15 protein-coding genes are annotated in these 19,859 nt (G+C 62.5%); 2 read left to right on the forward strand and 13 right to left on the reverse strand.

Going from position 1 to position 19,859, the window contains the following annotated elements:
* The gene (locus tag HBO24_RS02150) at positions 1 to 843 is read left to right on the forward strand and encodes an FTR1 family protein (protein WP_057436829.1); all 843 of its coding nucleotides are present in this window, start codon (positions 1 to 3) and stop codon (positions 841 to 843) included.
* A 32-nt stretch (positions 844 to 875) separates the two neighbouring features.
* Positions 876 to 2,201 carry a 4Fe-4S binding protein gene (locus HBO24_RS02155; RefSeq protein ID WP_170044293.1) on the forward strand — a complete coding sequence of 442 codons (1,326 nt, stop codon included), beginning with the start codon at positions 876 to 878 and terminating at the stop codon, positions 2,199 to 2,201.
* A gap of 194 nt (positions 2,202 to 2,395) precedes the next feature.
* Here HBO24_RS02155 and HBO24_RS02160 read toward each other — a convergent pair whose 3' ends face one another.
* From HBO24_RS02160 to HBO24_RS02220, 13 genes are all read right to left on the reverse strand, one after another.
* Positions 2,396 to 4,015: a methyl-accepting chemotaxis protein gene (locus HBO24_RS02160; protein ID WP_169960676.1), complete on the reverse strand. Its 1,620-nt coding sequence runs from the start codon at positions 4,013 to 4,015 to the stop codon at positions 2,396 to 2,398.
* 100 nt (positions 4,016 to 4,115) lie between these two features.
* Positions 4,116 to 4,811: an anaerobic ribonucleoside-triphosphate reductase activating protein gene (locus HBO24_RS02165; protein ID WP_057436833.1), complete on the reverse strand. Its 696-nt coding sequence runs from the start codon at positions 4,809 to 4,811 to the stop codon at positions 4,116 to 4,118.
* On the reverse strand, positions 4,808 to 4,963 hold the full coding sequence (nrdD, locus tag HBO24_RS02170) for an anaerobic ribonucleoside-triphosphate reductase (protein ID WP_038441552.1): 156 nt from the start codon (positions 4,961 to 4,963) through the stop codon (positions 4,808 to 4,810). Before nrdD ends, HBO24_RS02165 begins: the two co-directional genes overlap by 4 nt.
* A 64-nt stretch (positions 4,964 to 5,027) precedes the next feature.
* Positions 5,028 to 7,022 carry a ribonucleoside triphosphate reductase gene (locus tag HBO24_RS02175; protein WP_057436835.1) on the reverse strand — a complete coding sequence of 665 codons (1,995 nt, stop codon included), beginning with the start codon at positions 7,020 to 7,022 and terminating at the stop codon, positions 5,028 to 5,030.
* Positions 7,023 to 7,118: 96 nt separating this feature from the next.
* Positions 7,119 to 8,171 carry a PDDEXK nuclease domain-containing protein gene (locus HBO24_RS02180; protein WP_057436837.1) on the reverse strand — a complete coding sequence of 351 codons (1,053 nt, stop codon included), beginning with the start codon at positions 8,169 to 8,171 and terminating at the stop codon, positions 7,119 to 7,121.
* A gap of 120 nt (positions 8,172 to 8,291) precedes the next feature.
* Positions 8,292 to 9,278 (reverse strand): GTP 3',8-cyclase MoaA, encoded by a 987-nt coding sequence (moaA, locus tag HBO24_RS02185; RefSeq protein WP_057445054.1) that lies wholly within the window; start codon positions 9,276 to 9,278, stop codon positions 8,292 to 8,294.
* 1 nt (position 9,279) lies between these two features.
* Positions 9,280 to 10,194, reverse strand: a complete 915-nt coding sequence (locus HBO24_RS02190; protein WP_057436839.1) for a peptidylprolyl isomerase — start codon at positions 10,192 to 10,194, stop codon at positions 9,280 to 9,282.
* Between the two features lie 10 nt (positions 10,195 to 10,204).
* Positions 10,205 to 10,882: a respiratory nitrate reductase subunit gamma gene (gene narI, locus HBO24_RS02195; RefSeq protein ID WP_057436841.1), complete on the reverse strand. Its 678-nt coding sequence runs from the start codon at positions 10,880 to 10,882 to the stop codon at positions 10,205 to 10,207.
* Positions 10,875 to 11,630, reverse strand: a complete 756-nt coding sequence (narJ, locus tag HBO24_RS02200) for a nitrate reductase molybdenum cofactor assembly chaperone (protein ID WP_057436843.1) — start codon at positions 11,628 to 11,630, stop codon at positions 10,875 to 10,877. The genes narI and narJ overlap by 8 nt, the downstream gene beginning before the upstream one ends.
* 3 nt (positions 11,631 to 11,633) lie before the next feature.
* Complete coding sequence (gene narH / locus HBO24_RS02205; RefSeq protein ID WP_029291316.1) at positions 11,634 to 13,172, reverse strand: nitrate reductase subunit beta; 1,539 nt, start codon at positions 13,170 to 13,172, stop codon at positions 11,634 to 11,636.
* Between the two features lies 1 nt (position 13,173).
* A complete protein-coding gene (locus HBO24_RS02210) occupies positions 13,174 to 16,947 on the reverse strand; it encodes a nitrate reductase subunit alpha (RefSeq protein WP_057959378.1) in 3,774 nt (1,257 codons plus the stop codon).
* Positions 16,948 to 17,017: 70 nt separating this feature from the next.
* Entirely contained in the window at positions 17,018 to 18,415 is a 1,398-nt protein-coding gene (locus HBO24_RS02215) for a NarK family nitrate/nitrite MFS transporter (protein ID WP_057959377.1), read from the reverse strand.
* The gene (locus HBO24_RS02220) at positions 18,412 to 19,677 is read right to left on the reverse strand and encodes a nitrate/nitrite transporter (RefSeq protein ID WP_081044233.1); all 1,266 of its coding nucleotides are present in this window, start codon (positions 19,675 to 19,677) and stop codon (positions 18,412 to 18,414) included. The genes HBO24_RS02215 and HBO24_RS02220 overlap by 4 nt, the downstream gene beginning before the upstream one ends.
* Between the last annotated feature and the right edge of the window lie 182 nt (positions 19,678 to 19,859).

A 19,859-nucleotide genomic window follows, 5' to 3' on the forward strand; every position in this document is an offset into this window, starting at 1 on the left:
ATGAATCAATCGATGTTTATCGTCTGGCGCGAAAGCGTCGAGGCGTTGCTGGTGATCGGCATCCTTCAGGCCTGGATCAGCCAGCAGCCCGAGGACTCGCGCCTGGGGCGCTTCCTGTGGGCTGGCGTGGTGCTGGGCCTGCTGTGTTCTGGCGGGCTGGCCGGCCTGATGCTGTGGGCCGGCGAAGCCATGAGCGGCCCTGGCGGCGAATGGTTCCAGGCCGGCATGACCCTGCTGGCAAGCCTACTGATGGTGCAGATGGTGTTCTGGATGCATCGCCACGGGCCGGGCCTGCGCCATACCCTGCTGCGCGAAGCCGATCAGCGCGCGGCACGCCAGGGTGGCCTGGGGTTGCTGTTGCTGGCACTGTTGGCGGTCAGCCGCGAAGGCAGCGAAACCGTGGTGTTTCTGTACGGCGCCGGCGCCCATCTGGACGGCCCGGCATTGGCTCTGTTCGCCATTGGCGGCGGGCTGGGCCTGGTGTTGGCCGGGCTCACAGTGATGCTGCTGCGCAGTACACGCCGGTTGATTTCCTGGTCGAGTTTTTTCGCCCTCAGCGAGGCTCTGTTACTGCTGTTGGCAGCCTCCTTGCTAGTGGCCGCCGTGGAACGTATCGGCGGGCAACTGCTGGCGATGGACATGCCCAACTGGGTCTACACCCTGGTCGGCGAAGCCTGGTGGGACAGCAGCGTGCTGCTCAGTGACAGCCACGGCCTGGGCGCCGTGCTCGCAGGGTTTGCCGGCTACCGCGCGACGCCCAGCACTATCACCCTACTGGTGCTGGCGGGGTATTGGTTGCTGGTCGGCCGCGGGCTGTACCGGGCCCGGCGAGCGCCGTTGTGAACACCCCCTGGCTGCAACGCCTGGGGGATGGCATGCGCCGCCATGGGCGGGTGATTCGTGGCGTGCAATGGGCCGTGGTGCTGTTCTACGCCGGGCTGCTGGTAGTGCCGGCGTGGCTGCCGCTACCCGACAGCCAGGCACGCCTGCTGGATAACCTGACGCTGCTGGCACAGTTCCTGTTCTGGGGCCTGTGGTGGCCGTTCGTAGTGCTGTCCATCGTGTTGTTCGGCCGCGTGTGGTGCGGCGTGCTCTGCCCCGAAGGCTCCTTGAGCGAATGGGCCAGCCGCCATGGACGTGGCCTGGGCATTCCGAACTGGATCCGCTGGGGCGGCTGGCCCACGGTAGGCTTCTGCCTGACCACCCTCTACGGCCAGTTGATCAGTGTCTACGACTACGCCCAGGCGGCCCTGCTGATTCTCGGCGGTTCGACCGTGGCCGCCGTGCTGGTGGGGTTGTTGTTCGTGCGCGGCAAACGGGTGTGGTGCCGCTATCTGTGCCCGGTCAGCGGTGTGTTCGCCCTGCTCGCGCGCCTGGCACCGGTGCATTTCCAGGTCGACGAACAACGCTGGAAAGCCAACGACGGCCCGCGCCTGCCCTTGCCCAACTGCGCGCCGCTGCTGGACATCCGCCGCCTGCAAGGCGCCAGCGATTGCCACGCCTGCGGGCGCTGCAGCGGGCAACGGGGCGCGGTGCAGTTGATTGCCCGCTCATGCAATAGCGAAATCCTCCAGGCCCCACGCAAACCCGCGTTGGCCTGGGATACGCGCTTGTTGCTGTTCGGGGTGATCGGCCTGGCGATGGGCGCCTTCCAGTGGACCGTCAGCCCATGGTTTATCACGCTCAAGCAGTCCCTGGCGCAGTGGCTGGTGGAGCGCGACTGGCTGTGGCCATTGCAGGACAGCGCGCCCTGGTGGCTGTTGACCCATTACCCCCAGGCCAACGACAGTTTCAGTTGGCTGGACGGCTTTTGCATCGTCGCGTACCTGGGCGCCAGCGGCCTGCTGATCGGCGGCGCCTTGATGGGGCTGGTGCGCCTGGCCGCAAGAATCAGCGGTGATCGTGCACGGTATTGGGCCCTGGCGTTGACCTTGACGCCCCTGGGCGGTGCGGGGCTGTTCCTCGGGCTGTCGGCCACCACGGTGAAGTTGTTGCGCTACGAAGGGTTGCTGCTCGAATGGGTCCAACCGGCGCGCGGCGCATTGCTGGTCGGGGCTGTCGGTTGGTGTGTGTGGCTGGCGTGGACACAGCTGGCCGATCTACCCCTGGCGCGACGCTGCGCTGCCTCGGCTTGCCTGCTACTGGGTAATGGGCTGGTGGCGTATGGCTGGTGGCTACAGTTCTGGGGCTGGAACCTGTAAGACGCCGTTCGGTCAAGCGAACGCAATACTCAAAGCGGCGCAGATCAAATGGGGGAGCGGGTTTGCTCGCGAAAGCCGTGGGTCAGTCAACATCAATGGTTGCTGGGCCGACGTCTTCGCGGGCAAGCCCGCTCCCACAGGGGATCTGCGCTTAACTGAACGGCATTCGGGCAAGCCCGCACACAGGCCCAGCGCTAAACGCGGAACCTGGCGACTGTCAGGTGCAACTCGCTGGCCATCTGCGCCAGCTCATGCCCCGCCGTATCGGTATGCCGGGCCCCCAGCAACACCTGCTCGGACAGGTTGCGAATGCCCACCAGGTTGCGATCCACTTCCCGCGCCACCAATGCCTGTTCTTCGGTGGCGCTGGCGATCATCAGGTTGCGTTCGTTGATCTGCGAGATCGACTGGGTAATCGCTTCCAGCGCCTCGCCCGAGCGCTGTGCCACGCTCAAGGTGGCTCGCACCAGGTCGCTGCTGCCCTGCATCGCGGTCACGGCCTGTTCGGTGTCCAGGCGGATATTGCCGATCATCTGCTCGATCTCCTGGGTCGAGGCCTGGGTGCGATGGGCCAGGGCCCGCACTTCATCAGCCACCACCGCAAAACCACGCCCGGCATCCCCGGCCCGTGCCGCTTCGATGGCCGCGTTGAGCGCCAGCAGGTTGGTCTGGTCGGCAATACTGCGGATCACCTCCAGTACGCCGCTGATGTCCTGCACCCGCCCGGCCAGTTGCTGGATGCGCACCGACGTGCCGCTCACACCCTCTGCCAGGGTGCTGATCGAGGCGACCGTTTCCTGCACCTGATCACGCCCAAGCTGGGCGGTCTGCGCCGACAGACGCGAGGCTTCGCTGGTGCTGACGGCATTGCGCGCCACCTCATCCACCGCCGCCGTCATCTCGTTGACCGCGGTGGCCGCCTGTTCAATCTCCATACCTTGCGACTGCAGGCTGCTGCTGGTCTGGCTACTGACCGCGCTCAACTCCTCGGACGAACTGGCCACGCGGTCCACCGACGCGGCGATCTGGCGCACCATTTCGTTAAGGTTGTGCTGCATGTGCTGCAGGTTCTTCATCACGCTGCCGTCAGCGCTGCCTGCCGTTGGCACTACCGTGGTCAGGTCGCCCTGGGCAATCTGGCTCAACACCCGCGCCGCCTCGTCGGGCTCGCCGCCCAGGGGCCGGGTCACGCTGCGGGTGACAATCACCGCTGCCGCCACCACCAGGGCCACGCACAGCAGGAACAGCCCGAGCATATTGCGCCGCGCGTCGCTGTACAGGGTTTGCGCTGCGTGTTCGCGCTCGGCAAAAATCTGCCCCTGCAGGGCCATCATCGCCTCCAGGCTCTTGAACACCGCCTGCTCGGCGGGTTGTACGTTTTGCTTGAGCTGGGCCACACCCTCGGCATGGGCGCCCTGGCGGATCAGTGCCTGCACCTGGGTAAAGGCGCCCACATAGGCTTCGCGGTGTTTCTTCAGGTCGGCATAGGCCGCCTGGCCGGCGGCCGTATCGAACAACGGCTCTAACTGGGTAAAGGCGTCGGTGATGCGTTGCCGGGTAGTACCAATGGCCTGCTGGGCCGCCTGGTTATCCTGGTCGATCAGCAAGTCACGGGTGTTGCGGCCGTTATCGCGCACACCGGTGGCAATCACCATGATCGGGGCGATTTTCGGCCAGTCCTGCTGCACGATCAGCTCCGACTGTTGTTTGAGGGTGCCCAGGTCGTGCAAGGCGTACAACGCCATGCCGGCCAGGGCCAGGGGGGCGATAGCAAAGCCGATGGCGATGCGGCGGGCGGTGGTTAATCGAGTCATGTCATAAGCTCCCTGATGAATACCTGCCCACAAGGGGCAGCATCTTTGTAGATCCGGTGGGAGTTCAGTCGCCACGCTTGAAAGGGGTTGTGCGAAAGGCTCAACCCCGTAAAACAAATGCCGGGAACAGTGCCCGCATTTTTTCCCACAGTTCTGGCAGCAAGGCTTGCGCCGAAACGCTCGGCAACTGCTCATCGAGCATGCGCGCGGTGCGCACCAGCTGCACGGCGAAACGCTTGACTCCTCGTTCCTGCAAACGCTGGGCCAGCAGCAGCAGGCGCTGCGGGTCAATCAGGTGCCAGTGCACGGTGGTGCGGCACTCATAGTCCACGCCGCTGTGCAGCAGCAGGTCGAGGCTGCGCCAATTGGCGGCGCCGCTGCCTTTGACCTGGGTGATCAACTGGCAATCCTCGGCCAGGGCCTTGACGTCAAACCCGACCCAGTCGGCATGAACCAGGGCGTGGCCGAACGCGGCAGGCTTGATCCCGGCACTGTGCAGGCCAATGCGAAAGCCCATATGGCGCACTTCGTCCATGGCTGCCGGCAGGCCTTCCTGCAAGGTCGGTTCGCCGCCGCTGAACACCACGGCGTCCAGCAGGTCCTGGCGGCGTTGCAGAAACAGCAAAACCCGGCGCCAATCCACCTCATCGCTGCCGCGAGGGGGGATCAGGTCCGGGTTATGGCAATACCGACAACGCCAGGCGCAGCCCTGGCAAAACAGCACGCAGGCGAGCATGCCGGGGTAGTCGAGGGTGGTCAGGGGCACCAGGCCCCCGACCCGTAGCGCTCGGCTCATTGGCGCCCGGCCGCAGCGGCACTTTCGGTAAAGTGCGCACGCTCGCGATGCTCCGATTGCTTGCCGGGATTGAAGGCCGAAACCGGTCGGTGGTAGCCCATCACACGGGTCCAGACTTCACAGCGTTGGCGTTGGGGCTGAGAGGTTTGCATGGTCAATCTCCTTGGGGTGAAGCCTATTGCCAAACCGGCAACAGGCACTTGTGGTAACCACTGATTAATGGGGCAGGCCCAGGGCTTCGTCGCACTTGGGGCAGAACTCGTGTTCGCCCGCCAGGTAGCCGTGCACCGGGCAGATGGAGAACGTGGGGGTTACTGTCAGGTATGGCAGACGGAAGCGTCCCAGGGCCTTGCGCACCAGTTGCTTGCAGGCCTGGGCCGAGGAAATCTGCTCGGCCATGTACAGGTGCAACACGGTGCCGCCGGTGTATTTGCATTGCAGTTCGTCTTGCAGCTCCAGGGCTTCGAAGGGGTCTTCGGTAAAGCCCACCGGCAGTTGTGAGGAGTTGGTGTAGTACGGCGCATCAAGGCTGCCGGCCTGGAGAATGTCGGGGTAGCGCTTGAGGTCTTCCTTGGCAAACCGGTAGGTAGTGCCTTCGGCCGGTGTGGCTTCCAGGTTGTACAGGTGGCCGGTGTCTTCCTGGAAGCGCAGCAACGTGGCGCGCACATGGTCCAGCACCTGCAGCGCAAACTCGCGGCCACGGGCGGTATGGGTGCCCTCCTCGTCGCCGGTGAAATTACGCAGCATCTCGTGCATGCCGTTCAGGCCAATGGTCGAGAAGTGATTGCGCAAGGTGCCCAGGTAGCGCTTGGTATAGGGATACAAGCCGGCGTCCATATGGTGCTGGATCACTTTGCGCTTGACCTCCAGGCTCTCCATCGCCAGTTCCATCAAGTGGTCCAGGCGTTGCAGCAGGCCACTGGTATCGCCCTTGAACAGGTAGCCCAGGCGCGCGCAGTTGATCGTCACCACCCCCAATGAACCGGTCTGTTCCGCCGAGCCAAACAACCCGCCGCCACGCTTGAGCAACTCGCGCACGTCCAGTTGCAGGCGGCAGCACATCGAGCGCACCTGGTTGGGCTGCATATCGGAGTTGAGGAAGTTCTGGAAGTACGGCAGGCCGTAGCGCGCGGTCATCTCGAACAGGCGGTCAGCGTTTTCGCTGTCCCACGGGAAGTCATGGGTAATGTTGTAAGTCGGGATCGGGAAGGTAAACACCCGGCCCTTGGCGTCGCCCGCCTGCATCACTTCGATATAGGCGCGGTTGATCAGCTCCATTTCCACTTGCAGATCGCCGTAGGCAAACGGCATTTCTTCGCCGCCGATAATCGGGATCTGCTCGCGCAGGTCTTCCGGGCAGACCCAGTCGAATGTGAGGTTGGTAAACGGTGTCTGGGTGCCCCAGCGCGACGGCACGTTGAGGTTGTAGATGAATTCCTGCACCGCCTGGCGGATCTCGGGGAACGTCAGTTGGTCCTTGCGCACAAAGGGCGCCAGGTAGGTGTCGAACGAACTGAATGCCTGGGCGCCGGCCCACTCGTTCTGCAGGGTGCCGAGGAAGTTGACCATCTGCCCCAGGGCGCTGCCCAGATGCTTGGGTGGCCCGGCTTCGACACGGCCAGGCACGCCATTGAGGCCTTCGTGCAGCAGCGTGCGCAGGGACCAGCCGGCGCAGTATCCCGCGAGCATGTCCAGGTCGTGGATATGCAAGTCCGCCTCACGGTGGGCCTGGCCGATCTCCTGGCTGTAGACCTCGTCCAGCCAGTAATTGGCCGTGACCTTGCCCGACACATTAAGCACCAGCCCACCCAGGGAATAGCCTTGGTTGGCATTGGCCTGCACGCGCCAGTCCTCGCGGTCGAGGTACTCGTTCATCGAGGTGGCGACCTCCACCAGGGTCTTGCGATCCCGGCGCAGGCGCCCGTGCTGCTCGCGGTAGACGATATAGGCGCGCATCGCCATAAAGTACCCGGCATCCATCAACACCCGCTCGACGCTGTCCTGGATCTGCTCCACATCCAGCCGGGCGATCCCGCGCAACCTGGCGAGCACCGCCCCCAACAACAGATCGACCTCGGCCTCCTGATACTCGCCGGTGGCGTTACCGGCGGCGATCATCGCCTGGCGGATTTTTTCGGCGTCAAAGGCGACCTGGGTGCCATCGCGCTTGTGTAGGCGGGTACTGACCAGCGGGCTTGAGGTGATCTGCATTAGGGGCTCCAAACACTACATATAGATTTAATAGTTCGTATAAACACAAGATGCAGTGATGGTACGCAGTGAATGGCGGGTTGCAATTGACCAGGGTCAAGTTTGCGAAGACGTATCGTCACAGGCCAGTTCACGTTCAATCTGTTCAATGCTGGGCAAGCTGATTTGGAGTTCTGCCGGGAGGGAGTCGACCAACTGGTACTCCGCCACCCCGATGGGGCGAGCGCTGTCACGCAAAGCGTATTCAGCCACTATCTTGTTTTTGCTTTTGCACAGCAGCAGGCCAATGGTGGGGCTGTCTTGTGGGTGCTTGAGTTGGGCGTCCACCGCTGCGAGGTAAAAACCCAACTGCCCCAGATGTTCTGGTTTGAACTTGCCCGCCTTGAGCTCGATCGCGACGTAACAGCGCAGTTTCAGGTGATAAAACAGCAGGTCAAGGAAGAACTCCTCGCCGCCCACATCCAGCAGCACCTGCTTGCCGACAAAGGCAAAGCCTGCCCCCAGCTCCAGTAGAAAGTCGGTCACATGCCTGACCAGTGCGCTTTCGATCTCGCGCTCCTGCGCGTCCAGGGTCAGTCCCAGAAAGTCGAAACGGTAAGGATCTTTCAGCGACTCGCGGGCCAAGTCCGACTGGGGCTTGGGCAGCAGGGTTTCGAAGTTGCTGACAGCATTGCCACTGCGCTCGAGCAAACGGGTCTCGATCTGCATGACCAGAATGTTGCGTGACCAGTTGTGTTCAATGGCTTGGGCGGCGTACCAGCGACGGGTTTCGGGGCCGGGTAGCTTATCGAGCAACGCTAATTGGTGATACCAAGGCAATTGTGCAAGCACCCCTTGCACAAACTCAGCGTCCGGCCAGGCTTCAGCAAATGCGCGCATGTACTTGAGGTTGCGTGGCGAAAAACCTTTCATATCAGGAAAAGCTGAACGCAAATCCCGCGCCAGACGCTCGATGACTTTTGCTCCCCATCCCTGCTGCGCCTGTCGGGTCAATATGTCCTGGCCAATCTGCCAGTACAGCAGCACCAGCTCACGGTTTACCGCCAGAGATGCACGCAGTTGGGCAGAGTGGATGCGGCTTTTCAGTTCTTTCAACCAGTCGCCATATCCCTCAGGTGGTGCGGTGAGTCCGTCAGGGGGTCGATTCATACCTAACTCCTTTTCGATAGTGCTCGTTGTAGAAACCGGCAATGGTAACGACCGAAAAAAGCCACGCGGGCCAGCGGAATGCCCTTGATACAAAACAATGGGAACTACCGTTGGCCAGCCTCACCCCCCACTCATATTCATAAACCGCACCACCTGCACCTCGCCCTGCCCGGTGAAATCATGGCGCAATGGCTTGCCCCGCAACGCCTTGTGCAGCGCTTCCACCAACGGCCGGTCATCCAGCGGATAACGGCGTACCAACGCCCGAAAATCCACCGCATTGTCCTGCCCCAGGCACAACAGCAACTGCCCTTCCACCGTCATCCGCACCCGGTTGCAGCTGGCGCAGAAGTTATGGGAGTTGGGCGAGATAAAGCCGATGCGCGTGCGCGGATGGCGGGCCAGGCGCACGTAGCGCGCCGGGCCGCCGCTGTTTTCGGTGCTGTCGAGCAAGCCATGATGCTTGGCGATCAACGCCCTCACCTGTTCGCTGGAGCAAAAGGATTCGCCCCGCGAGCGCCCTACATCGCCCAGCGGCATCTCTTCGATAAAGCTGATATCAATGCCCTGGTCGATGGCGTACTGCACCAGCGCCGGGACTTCATCGAAATTGCGCCCCTTCATTACCACGCAGTTGAGCTTGACCCGCTCGAACCCCGCGTCCCGCGCCGCCTCGATGCCGTCCAGCACCTGGCGCAGGTCGCCGTTGCGGGTAATCGCGCGAAAGCGCTCGGGGTCGAGGCTGTCGAGGCTGATATTCATACGCTTGACCCCAGCCTCTACCAGCGGCCGGGCCAGGCGCCCCAGTTGCGTGCCGTTGCTGGTCATCACCAGCTCACGCAGGCCGGGCAACGCGGCGATATGGCGGCACAGTTCGACAATGCCTGGACGGATCAGCGGTTCGCCCCCCGTCAGGCGGATCTTGCGCACACCCTGGCTGACGAACACCGTCGCCAGCCGTTGCAGCTCCTCCAGGGTCAGGACCTGCTGGCGCGGCAGGAACGTCATGTTTTTCGCCATGCAATACACACAGCGCAAATCACAACGATCGGTCACCGACAACCGCAGGTAGTCAATGGAACGGCCCACACCATCCACCAGGCTCATGTCACTGCACCAACGGCGAGTCGGCGCCCTGCAGCGCGATGCCACGCACATCGGCCGCGCCAATCAGGGTTTGCAGGTATTGCACCAGTGCCTTCTGCCATACCCCTTGCTGCAACTGGGTGCGGATCGCCGTAGCCACCGCCTCGTATGGCAGCGCCTGGCCTTCGATGCGTTGATCGACGCAGATCACATGCCAGCCGTAGCGGCTTTCCAGGGGTTTGCCGGCCAGGCCCGGGGCCAGGGTGAACAACTGGCGCTCCAGCTCCGGCACGGTCTGGCCTTTGCTGACCTGCCCCAGGGAGCCGCCCTGGGCCTTGGAGGGGCACGCCGAATACTGCAGCGCCAGCTCGGCAAAGCTGCCGGGCGACTCTTCCAGGCTCTGCAACAGCACCTCGGCCTGGGCATGGGCCTGATGACGCGCCTCAGCATCATCCGGCGCGCACTCCAGCAGGATGTGGCGCACCGCCAGCAACGGCGCGCTGTGAAAGCGCCCGCGATTGCTCTCGAAGTAGCGCACACAAGTGGCCTCGTCGCAGTCCGGCACCTGGACTTCGCGCTCCAGCAACAGGCGGGTCGCCGCCTCCTCTTCGTTCTCGCCGGCGCCGACTTCCAGTTGCACACCCAACTCGCGAATCCGCTGCTGCAACAGCTCACGGATCACCAGCGCGCGGGCAGCGAGGAAGACCGCCTCCTCGCGGCTTTCAGCCGGGTGATATTGCAACTCCTGGGCCATGTTTTCCGGGGTGATCACCACCCCGTTGACGCTGACAATCGGCCATTCCTGCTCGCTACTGGCGATCAGTTGCGGCTCAACCGCCACCTCGACTTCGGGTACCACAACGTCCACAGCCTTGGCCGAAGAACTGCAACCGCCACCGCCCGCACCGCCGCCACCACATCCGCATCCTGTAGTCATGACGTTCTCCTCACTTCTGCCGCACGATTTGATAACGACGCCCCAGGTACCAGATCGGTGCGCTGACCATATGCACCAGACGGGTAAACGGGAACAGCACAAACAGGGTCAGACCCAGCGCCACGTGCAACTTGTAGATCAGGCTCACCGGGGCAATCGCGGCGGCCGCTTCCACAGGTCGCAGCAGCACGACGTTCTGCGCCCAGTCCGCGAGCATCACCATCACCGAGCCGTCCATATGCCCGGTGGAGGCGACGATGGTCAGCAAGCCCAGCACCAACTGCGCCAGCAACACCAGCAGGATCAAGATGTCCGACGGGCTCGACGTGGCCCGTACCCGTGGATCGGTGAGGCGGCGCTTGACCAGCATCAGCAGGCCCACCAGGCACAGCAGGCCGAAGAAACCACCGGAAACCATCGCCAGCAGTTGCTTGTGCTCAGTGCTGATCACATGGTGGTAGATCGACGCCGGGGTCAGCAGGCCGACAAAATGCCCGGCCAGCACGAACAGCACACCGATATGGAAGAAGTTGCTCGCCACGCGCATGCCACGGTTACTGAGCATCTGGCTGGAGCCGGCCTTCCAGGTGTACTGGGACAGGTCAAACCGCGCCCAACTGCCCAACAGGCAAATGGCCAGGGCGACATACGGATACACGCCAAATACCAACAAATTCCACTTAGACATTACCCACCTCCTTGGCTGGCACAGCGGCCAGCCCTTCGTGCTGAAAATCCACCCAGTGCAAGGGCACCGCACTTTCTTCGCGGGCCTTGCCCGGTGCGCTGGGCATCGAGCTGCAACGGTCCTGCTGCTCGGCCTGCATAAAGTCCACGGCCTCCTCTTCCCAGACCTTGTCCAGGGCTTCGAGGGAGTCGTCGCGGACTTCAGCGGCGACCTGGGCACGCAACTCGGCGATGGCCTGGTGCGGCTCGGCGCCGCTGATCTGCAACAGCGCACGGAAGCAACTGGCGTAAGCGCTTTCACGCTCGTCCAGGCGCGCTGCCAGCAGGGCCAGCAAGTGCGCCACATCCGCCAGGCCCTCGCGGGCCTCAATGTCTTCGCGGGTGGACAAGAACTCCAGGTACAGCGGGATGTAGTCCGGCAGCTCCTTGACGCCGATGGCAAACCCGGCTTCCTGGTACTGGGCCATCATGTCGACCATGGCCTGGCCACGGTCCCGCGACTCGCCATGCACGTGTTCGAACAACAGCAGCGACAGCGAGCGGCCACGGCCAAACAGCGCGCCGTAGTGCTCCTGGCCGTCCATCAGGTCATTGCTGCAGATCAGTTCGAGCAGCTCAAACAGCGCACCGCGCTGCTTGGGGCTGATTTCCCGCGATTCGATAATCGCTTTTTCCAGCTCATCATGGCCGTCGACCAGGATTTGGGTGGGATAGTCCAGCAGCAACGAGATCACTTTAAGAATGCGCATGGCTCAGTCCTCCCAGATCTGGACGGTTTTCAACACGTCGCGGCGGTTAGCCTTTTTGGCGCCGAACATATTGGTGTCGGAGCTGCCACTGCAGCCGCTGCCGAAGCTGAAACCACAGCCGGAACGCTCGGCAAACGCATCGCTCATCGCGTCTTCACGGTGGGCGCTGGGCACCACAAAACGGTCTTCGTAGTTGGCAATCGCCAGGTAGCGGTACATCTCTTCCACCTGGGCCACGCTCAGGTCCACGTCGGCCAGCACTTGCAGGTCTTCAACCCCATCCACTTGCTGCGAACGCTTGAAAGCGCGCATGGCCAGCAGGCGTTTCAGGGCACGTTTGACCGGTTTTTCGTCACCGGCGGTGAGCATATTGGCCAGGTAACGTAGGGGGATGCGCAGGCTGTCGACATCCGGGATCACCCCGTTCATGCCCACGGTGCCAGCGGCGGCCGCGTTCTGGATCGGCGAGAGTGGCGGCACGTACCAGACCATCGGCAAGGTGCGGTATTCCGGGTGCAGCGGCAGCGCGAGCTTCCAGTCCACGGCCATTTTGTACACCGGCGAACGCTGGGCCGAGTCGATCACCGACTGCGGTACACCATCGGCCAGGGCCTGGCGGATCACCGCCGGGTCATTCGGGTCGAGGAAGATTTCCAGCTGCTTCTCGTACAGGTCGTGCTCGTTGGCGGTGCTGGCCACTTCGCTGATGCGATCGGCGTCATACAGCAGCACGCCGAGGTAGCGGATACGCCCGACGCAGGTTTCTGCGCAAACGGTAGGCATGCCGGCTTCGATCCGTGGGTAGCAGAAGATGCACTTCTCGGACTTGCCGCTCTTCCAGTTGAAGTAGATTTTCTTGTACGGGCAGCCGCTGATGCACATGCGCCAGCCACGGCATTTTTCCTGGTCGATCAGCACGATGCCGTCTTCTTCACGCTTGTAGATCGCGCCGCTGGGGCACGACGCCGCGCACGCCGGGTTCAGGCAGTGCTCGCACAGGCGCGGCAGGTACATCATGAAGGTGTTTTCGTACTCGCCATAAATGTCGGCCTGGATCTGGTCGAAGTTCTTGTCCTTGCGGCGCTTGGCGAACTCGGTGCCGAGGATTTCCTCCCAGTTGGGGCCCCACTCGATTTTTTCCATGCGCTTGCCGGACACCACCGAGCGCGGCCGCGCGGTCGGTTGGTGCTCGCCCAAAGGCGCGGTGTGCAGGTGCTGGTAGTCGAAGTCGAACGGTTCGTAGTAGTCGTCCAGGCTCGGCAGGTCGGGGTTGGCGAAGATGTTCGCCAACACGCGGAACTTGCCGCCGATGCGCGGGTTGATCGAGCCGTTGGCGTTGCGGATCCAGCCGCCCTTCCACTTGTCCTGGTTTTCCCATTCTTTCGGGTAGCCGATCCCGGGCTTGGATTCGACGTTGTTGAACCAGGCGTATTCCATGCCTTCACGGCTGGTCCACACGTTTTTGCAGGTGATCGAGCAGGTGTGGCAGCCGATGCATTTGTCCAGGTTCAGGACCATGCCGATTTGTGAGCGGATCTTCATCTCAGTTCTCCTCGATATCGGTCGGCAATGGACGCGGCAGATCATCACCGCTGGAGCCATCGAGCCAATCGACCTTGACCATCTTGCGCACCACCACGAATTCATCGCGGTTGCAGCCGACCGTGCCGTAATAGTTGAAACCGTAGGCCTGCTGGGCATAGCCGCCGATCATATGGGTCGGCTTGAGCACCACGCGGGTGACCGAGTTGTGGTGGCCGCCGCGGGTCTTGGTGGTTTCCGAACCCGGTACGTTCACGATGCGTTCCTGGGCGTGGTACATCATCACCATGCCTTCCTTGACCCGCTGGCTGACCACCGCACGGGCGGTCAGCGCGCCGTTGACGTTGAAGCATTCGATCCAGTCGTTGTCCTCGATCCCGGCGCGCTTGGCGTCGATTTCCGAGAGCCACACAATCGGGCCGCCACGGCTTAAGGTGAGCATCAGCAGGTTGTCGCTGTAGGTGCTGTGAATCCCCCATTTCTGGTGCGGCGTGATCCAGTTCAGGACGATCTCGGTCTCGCCATTGCTGCGCTTGCCCTTCACGCCTTCGATGGTGCGGGTGTTGACCGGTGGCCGGTAGCTCATCAACTGCTCGCCGAACGCCTGCATCCACGGGTGATCCTGGTAGAACTGCTGGCGGCCGGTGATGGTGCGCCATGGGATGTTTTCATGGACGTTGGTGTAGCCGGCGTTGTAGCTCACGTGTTCGTCTTCGAGGCCCGACCAGGTGGGGCTGGAGATGATCTTGCGCGGCTGTGCCTGGATATCGCGGAAGCGGATTGCTTCGTGGGCCTTGGAAATCGCCAGGTGGCTGTGGTCGATACCGGTGAATTCCGACAGCGCCGCCCAGGCTTTCAAGGCGACCTTGCCGTTGGTTTCCGGAGCCAGGGACAGAATCACCTCGGCCGCATCAATCGCCGTGTCGATTTTTGGCCGGCCGTGGCTGATGCCCGCGTCGCCTTCGTGGTGGTTGAGTTCACCGAGGAACTGCACCTCTTCATCGGTGTTCCAGTTGATGCCCTTGCCGCCGTTGCCGAGTTTTTCCAGCATCGGGCCGAGGGACGAGAACTGCTTGTAGATGTTCGGGTAGTCCCGTTCCACCACCGCCATGTTCGGCGCATTCTTGCCCGGTACCGGCGCCACACCGGCGCTTTTCCAGTCAGTGCCGCCAAACGGCTGGGCCAGTTCACCCACGCTGTCATGCATCAACGGCACGGTGACCAGGTCTTGTTCCACACCCAGGTGGCCGACCGACATGGCCGAGAACGCCTTGGCGATGCCTTTGTAGATTTCCCAGTCCGAACGCGACTCCCACGCCGGATCAATCGCCGCCGACAGCGGGTGAATGAACGGGTGCATGTCCGAGGTGTTCATGTCGTCTTTTTCGTACCAGGTGGCGGTCGGCAAGACGATGTCGGAATACACGCAAGTCGAGGACATGCGGAAGTCCAGGGTGGTCACCAGGTCCAGCTTGCCGATGGCGCCGTCTTCGACCCATTCGGCCTCGGTTGGCTTGCATTCGGTGCTGTGGCCGATGTCTTCGTTCATCACCCCGTTCTTGGTGCCGAGCAGGTACTTGAGCATGTACTCGTGGCCCTTGCCCGACGAGCCGAGCAGGTTGGAGCGCCAGATAAACATGTTGCGCGGGAAGTTCACCGGGCTGTCCGGCTGCTCGCAGGCAAAGCGCAGGGTGCCGTCCTGCCAGGATTTGACCACGTAGTCTTTGGGGTCCATACCGGCAGCCGCCGCATCACGGCAGATATGCAGCGGGTTGGTATTGAGTTGTGGCGCGCTGGGCAACCAACCGGCGCGTTCGGCACGGATGTTGTAGTCCAGGGCGTGTTCCGGGAACTGCGACTTGTCGGCCAGCGGCGAGAGGATGTCGTGCATGCTCATCTTCTCGTGGCGCCATTGCGAGCTGTGGCCGTAGAAGAAGCTGGTGCCGTTCATCTGGCGTGGCGGACGGTTCCAGTCCAGGCCGAATGCCAGGGGCAGCCAGCCGCATTGCGGACGCAGTTTTTCCTGGCCCACGTAGTGCGCCCAACCGCCGCCGGTCTGGCCGACACAACCGCAGAGCATGAGCATATTGATCAGCCCGCGGTAGTTCATGTCCATGTGGTACCAGTGGTTCATCGCCGCGCCGACGATGATCATCGAGCGGCCACGGGTCTTGTCGGCGTTGTCGGCAAACTCACGGGCGATCTGGATGGCCTTCTCGCGGCTGACCCCGGTGATTGCCTCCTGCCAGGCTGGCGTGCCCGGTACGCTGGCGTCGTTGTAGTCCTTGGCCACGTTGTTGCCGCCCAGGCCACGGTCGATGGCCAGGTTGGCCGCCGACAGGTCGAACACCGTCGCCACTTTGGCCACCGTGCCATCGGCCAGGGTCACGCTGTGTACCGGTACCCGACGAAATTGCACGGCATCGCCAGCCACGTGCTGGAAGTAGTCGTGGGCTTCACCGGCAAAATACGGGAACGCCACTTCGGCGACGTCATCGCCGATCAGGCTCAGTTTCAGGTCGATCTCGCGACCTTCACCGCCTTCTTTGGCCAGAATGTTCCACTTGCCCTTCTCGCCCCAGCGATAGCCGATGGAACCTTGTGGCGAAACCAGCTCGCCGCTTTCGTCGAGGGCGATGGTTTTCCATTCCGGGTTGTTGTCCTGGCCCAGGTTGTCGACCAGGTCCGAGGCGCGCAGGAAGCGGTCCGGCTGGAAGCCTGCACCCGGCGCAAAACCGGTCATCGGCTTGAGCATTACCAGCACCGGCAAGTCGGTATAGCGCTTGGCGTATTCGGTGAAGTAGGCACTCGGTTTATCCAGGTGAAATTCCTTGAAGATCACATGGTTAAAGGCCTGGGCCAGTGCCGCGTCGGTGCCCTGCTTGGGGTTGAGCCACAGGTCGGTGAGCTTGGCCACTTCCGAATAGTCAGGCGTGATCGCCACGGTCTTGGTGCCCTTGTAGCGCACCTCGGTGAAGAAGTGCGCGTCCGGGGTACGGGTCTGCGGGACGTTGGAACCCCAGGCAATGATGTAGTTGGAGTTGTACCAGTCGGCCGATTCCGGCACGTCGGTCTGTTCGCCCCAGACCATCGGCGAGGCTGGCGGCAGGTCGCAGTACCAGTCATAGAAGCTCAGGCACACGCCGCCGATCAGCGACAGGTAACGCGAACCTGCGGCATAGCTGACCATGGACATGGCCGGGATCGGCGAGAAGCCGACGATACGGTCCGGGCCATATTGCTTGATGGTGTAGACGTTGGACGCGGCGATGATCTCGTTGACTTCATCCCAGTTGGAACGGATGAAGCCCCCCATGCCACGCTTGCTTTTATAGGAGTCGGCCTTGACCTTGTCCTCGACAATGCTCGCCCAGGCCTCGACCGGCGACAGGGTCAGGCGCGCCTCGCGCCACAGTTTGAGCAATGGTTTGCGGATCTTCGGGTATTTCAGGCGGTTGGCGCTGTAGATGTACCAGCTGTAGCTCGCACCACGGGGGCAGCCGCGCGGCTCGTGGTTGGGCAGGTCGTTACGGGTGCGCGGGTAGTCGGTCTGCTGGGTTTCCCAGGTGATCAGGCCGTTCTTCACGTAGATCTTCCACGAGCACGAGCCGGTGCAGTTCACCCCGTGGGTGGAGCGCACGATCTTGTCGTACTGCCAGCGCGAACGGTAGACGTTTTCCCAGTCGCGGGACTCCTTGCGGGTCTCGCCGTGACCTTCGGAGAACTCGTCTTGCTTGCGATTGAAGAACCGCAGTTGATCCAGTAAATGACTCATGGTGCTTTCCTCTCAGGCTTGCTGCGGGGTTCTGTGCCCCGCCCACGCAAGGTTTGAATTCGGGGTCGACTCAGCAGGGGGTCTCGGCGCCTTTGCGCGCATACCACCACCAGGTCACGACGATGCAGGTCAGGTAGAAGCCGACAAACATGTAGAACGCCATGGCCGGGCTGCCGGTGTAGGCCATGGACGAGCCAAAGGTCTTGGGGATGAAGAACGCACCGAAGGCGCCCATTGCCGAGCTGAAGCCCAGCACTGCTGCCGACTCCTTGCTGGCATCCTTGAGGGCTTGCTCACGCACGGCGGCAGGTTTGCCGGCGCTGGCCTTTTCATGCTGGGTGCGGAAGATCACCGGGATCATGCGGAAGGTGGAGCCATTGCCGATGCCGGTGGTGATGAACAGCAGCATGAACATGCCGAGGAAGCCGTAGAAGCTGCCGCCCTCGCCGTTCAGGGGCAAAAAGTGCAGGACGCCGAACACCATCACGATCATCAGCACGAAGTTCCACAAGGTCACCCGCGCACCGCCCAGTTTGTCGGCCAGCCAGCCACCCAATGGGCGTACCAGGGCACCTACCAGCGGGCCGAGGAAGGCGAATTTCAAGGCGTTGACGTCTGGAAACGAGGTCTTGATCAGCATCGGGAAGGCGGCCGAGAAGCCAATGAACGAGCCGAAGGTGGCCAGGTACAACCAGCACATCAGCCAGTTGTGCTTGCGCTTGAAGATCACCGCCTGCTCGCTGAACGAAGCGCGGGCGCTGGACAGGTCATTCATGCCGAACCAGGCAAACAGGGTCACGGTGATGATGAACGGTACCCAGATAAACCCGGCGTTCTGCAGCCACAACTGGCTGCCGTCTTCCAGGGTCTGGGGCTGGCCGCCAATCAGGCCGAACACACCGAAGGTAATCACCAGCGGCACGCAGAACTGCATCACCGACACCCCCAGGTTACCCAGGCCGGCGTTCAGGCCCAGGGCCGTGCCTTGCTGGGACTTGGGATAGAAGAAGCTGATGTTGGACATGCTCGAGGCGAAGTTGCCGCCGCCGAAGCCGCACAGCAGCGCGATCAATACAAACACGCTGTAGGAGGTGCTCGGGTCTTGTACCGCGAAGCCCATCCACAGTGACGGAATCAGCAGCGACGCGGTGCTCAGGGCCGTCCAGCGGCGGCCACCGAAGATCGGCACCATGAACGAATAGAACACGCGCAAGGTGGCGCCAGACAGGCCGGGCAACGCCGCCAGCCAGAACAACTGGTCTGTGGTGAAGCTGAAGCCGATGGCGTTCAGGCGCACGATCACCGTGCTCCACACCATCCACACGGCGAAGGCCAACAGCAGCGCCGGGATCGAGATCCACAGGTTGCGGGTCGCGGTCTGCTTGCCGCTGGCGCCCCAGAACGCCGGGTCTTCAGGGCGCCAGTCGTGGATCACCGGGCCCGAGTTGGGCTTTTGCGCGATAGTCATGCGGATTCTCCTTGGAGAGGCTGGGCCGCCGCTTTACCAAGCAGCGGTTGCTTGCGGATTTCGCTGAAGTACATCCAGGTCAGGGATACCCAGACCACGCCGTACATCAACATGAAGCAGGAGGAGCGCACGCCGGTGAGGTCCACCAGGGCGCCGAACATGATCGGCAGGACAAAGCCGCCAAGGCCGCCCGCCAGGCCGACGATGCCGGACACCGCGCCCATGTTTTGCGGATAGTCATTGGCGATGTACTTGAACACCGAGGCCTTGCCGAAGGCGAAGGCGATGCCCATCACAAACAGCAGCACGGTGAACAGGGTGGCGTTGAGGCCGATATGGAAGTCCAGCGGGCCATTGACGGTTTGCACCTGCAACTGGGTCTGCGGGTAGCTGAGCAGGAACAGGCAGATCCAGCTGACCCACAGCACCCACCAGGTCACGCTCTGTGCGCCCCAGCGGTCGGACATCCAGCCACCCACAGCGCGCAGCACGCCACCGGGCAGGGAAAAGCACGCGGCCAACAGCGCGGCGCTTTGCAGGCTGAAGCCGTATTCCTGCACGTAGTACTTGGTCGCCCACAGCGCCAGGGCCACGTAGCCGCCGAACACAATCGAGTAGTACTGGCAGTAGCGCCATACGGCCGGGTCCTTGAGGCACAGCAGTTGCTCGCGCAAGGTCGCGCCACCGGCACTGCGGTGGGCCTTGTTCTCGCTGGTGAGGAACCAGAACAGCAGCGCGGTGATAAACAGGATCGCGCTGAACACTTTCGGCACCAGGTGCCAGGTCCCCAGGGCAATCAGGGCCGGCGCCAGAAACTTGGTGACTGCAGCCCCCGCGTTGCCGGCGCCGAACACGCCCATGGCAAAGCCCTGGTTGTCTTTGTCGAACCACTTGGCGACGTAGGCGATACCCACCGAGAACGAGCCGCCGGCCAGGCCGACAAACAGCCCCAGCACAAGGAATTGCCAGAAAGCGGTGGCGTAGGTGATCAAGTACAGCGGCAGCACGCAGGTGAGCATCAAGACAAAGAACACGATGCGCCCGCCGAAGCGGTCAGTCAGCAGGCCCAGGGGCAGGCGCACCAGGGAGCCGGTCAGTACCGGGGTGGCGGCCAGCAGGCCGAACTGGGTTTCGTTGAGTTGCAGCAGCTCTTTGATCGGCACGCCGAGGACGGCGAACATCATCCAGACCATAAAGCACACGGTGAAGGCCAGTGTACTCATGCCCAGCACCAGGCCCTGTCTTACACGGGGTTGAGTCACGGTTTGCGCTCCCAGAAGTGATTCCATGAGCGCAGGTTAGGGGCGAGGTCCTCCAGGAACTTGACCCAGATCAACGTCCGCCTGGGGGGTATTGGCCTATGCTTAGCCCGTCTACCTCTAAGGAGGTAGGCCCAATAACAAGAGAAAGTCTTTATTTATCAATGGATTGATCTCTTGTGCCG

Source organism: Pseudomonas sp. WS 5410, from assembly GCF_012985645.1.
GTDB classification, from domain to species: domain Bacteria; phylum Pseudomonadota; class Gammaproteobacteria; order Pseudomonadales; family Pseudomonadaceae; genus Aquipseudomonas; species Aquipseudomonas shahriarae.

Excerpts from the sequence above, each read along its gene's own strand:
- narH (WP_029291316.1), bottom strand. The coding sequence starts at position 13,172 with ATGAAGATCCGCTCACAAATCGGCATGGTCCTGAACCTGGACAAATGC.
- HBO24_RS02165 (WP_057436833.1), bottom strand. The coding sequence starts at position 4,811 with ATGAGCCGAGCGCTACGGGTCGGGGGCCTGGTGCCCCTGACCACCCTC.
- moaA (WP_057445054.1), bottom strand. The coding sequence starts at position 9,278 with ATGAGCCTGGTGGATGGTGTGGGCCGTTCCATTGACTACCTGCGGTTG.
- HBO24_RS02180 (WP_057436837.1), bottom strand. The coding sequence starts at position 8,171 with ATGAATCGACCCCCTGACGGACTCACCGCACCACCTGAGGGATATGGC.
- HBO24_RS02155 (WP_170044293.1), top strand. The coding sequence starts at position 876 with ATGCGCCGCCATGGGCGGGTGATTCGTGGCGTGCAATGGGCCGTGGTG.
- HBO24_RS02150 (WP_057436829.1), top strand. The coding sequence starts at position 1 with ATGAATCAATCGATGTTTATCGTCTGGCGCGAAAGCGTCGAGGCGTTG.
- narI (WP_057436841.1), bottom strand. The coding sequence starts at position 10,882 with ATGTCTAAGTGGAATTTGTTGGTATTTGGCGTGTATCCGTATGTCGCC.
- narJ (WP_057436843.1), bottom strand. The coding sequence starts at position 11,630 with ATGCGCATTCTTAAAGTGATCTCGTTGCTGCTGGACTATCCCACCCAA.
- HBO24_RS02190 (WP_057436839.1), bottom strand. The coding sequence starts at position 10,194 with ATGACTACAGGATGCGGATGTGGTGGCGGCGGTGCGGGCGGTGGCGGT.
- HBO24_RS02215 (WP_057959377.1), bottom strand. The coding sequence starts at position 18,415 with ATGACTATCGCGCAAAAGCCCAACTCGGGCCCGGTGATCCACGACTGG.
- HBO24_RS02175 (WP_057436835.1), bottom strand. The coding sequence starts at position 7,022 with ATGCAGATCACCTCAAGCCCGCTGGTCAGTACCCGCCTACACAAGCGC.
- nrdD (WP_038441552.1), bottom strand. The coding sequence starts at position 4,963 with ATGCAAACCTCTCAGCCCCAACGCCAACGCTGTGAAGTCTGGACCCGT.
- HBO24_RS02210 (WP_057959378.1), bottom strand. The coding sequence starts at position 16,947 with ATGAGTCATTTACTGGATCAACTGCGGTTCTTCAATCGCAAGCAAGAC.
- HBO24_RS02160 (WP_169960676.1), bottom strand. The coding sequence starts at position 4,015 with ATGACTCGATTAACCACCGCCCGCCGCATCGCCATCGGCTTTGCTATC.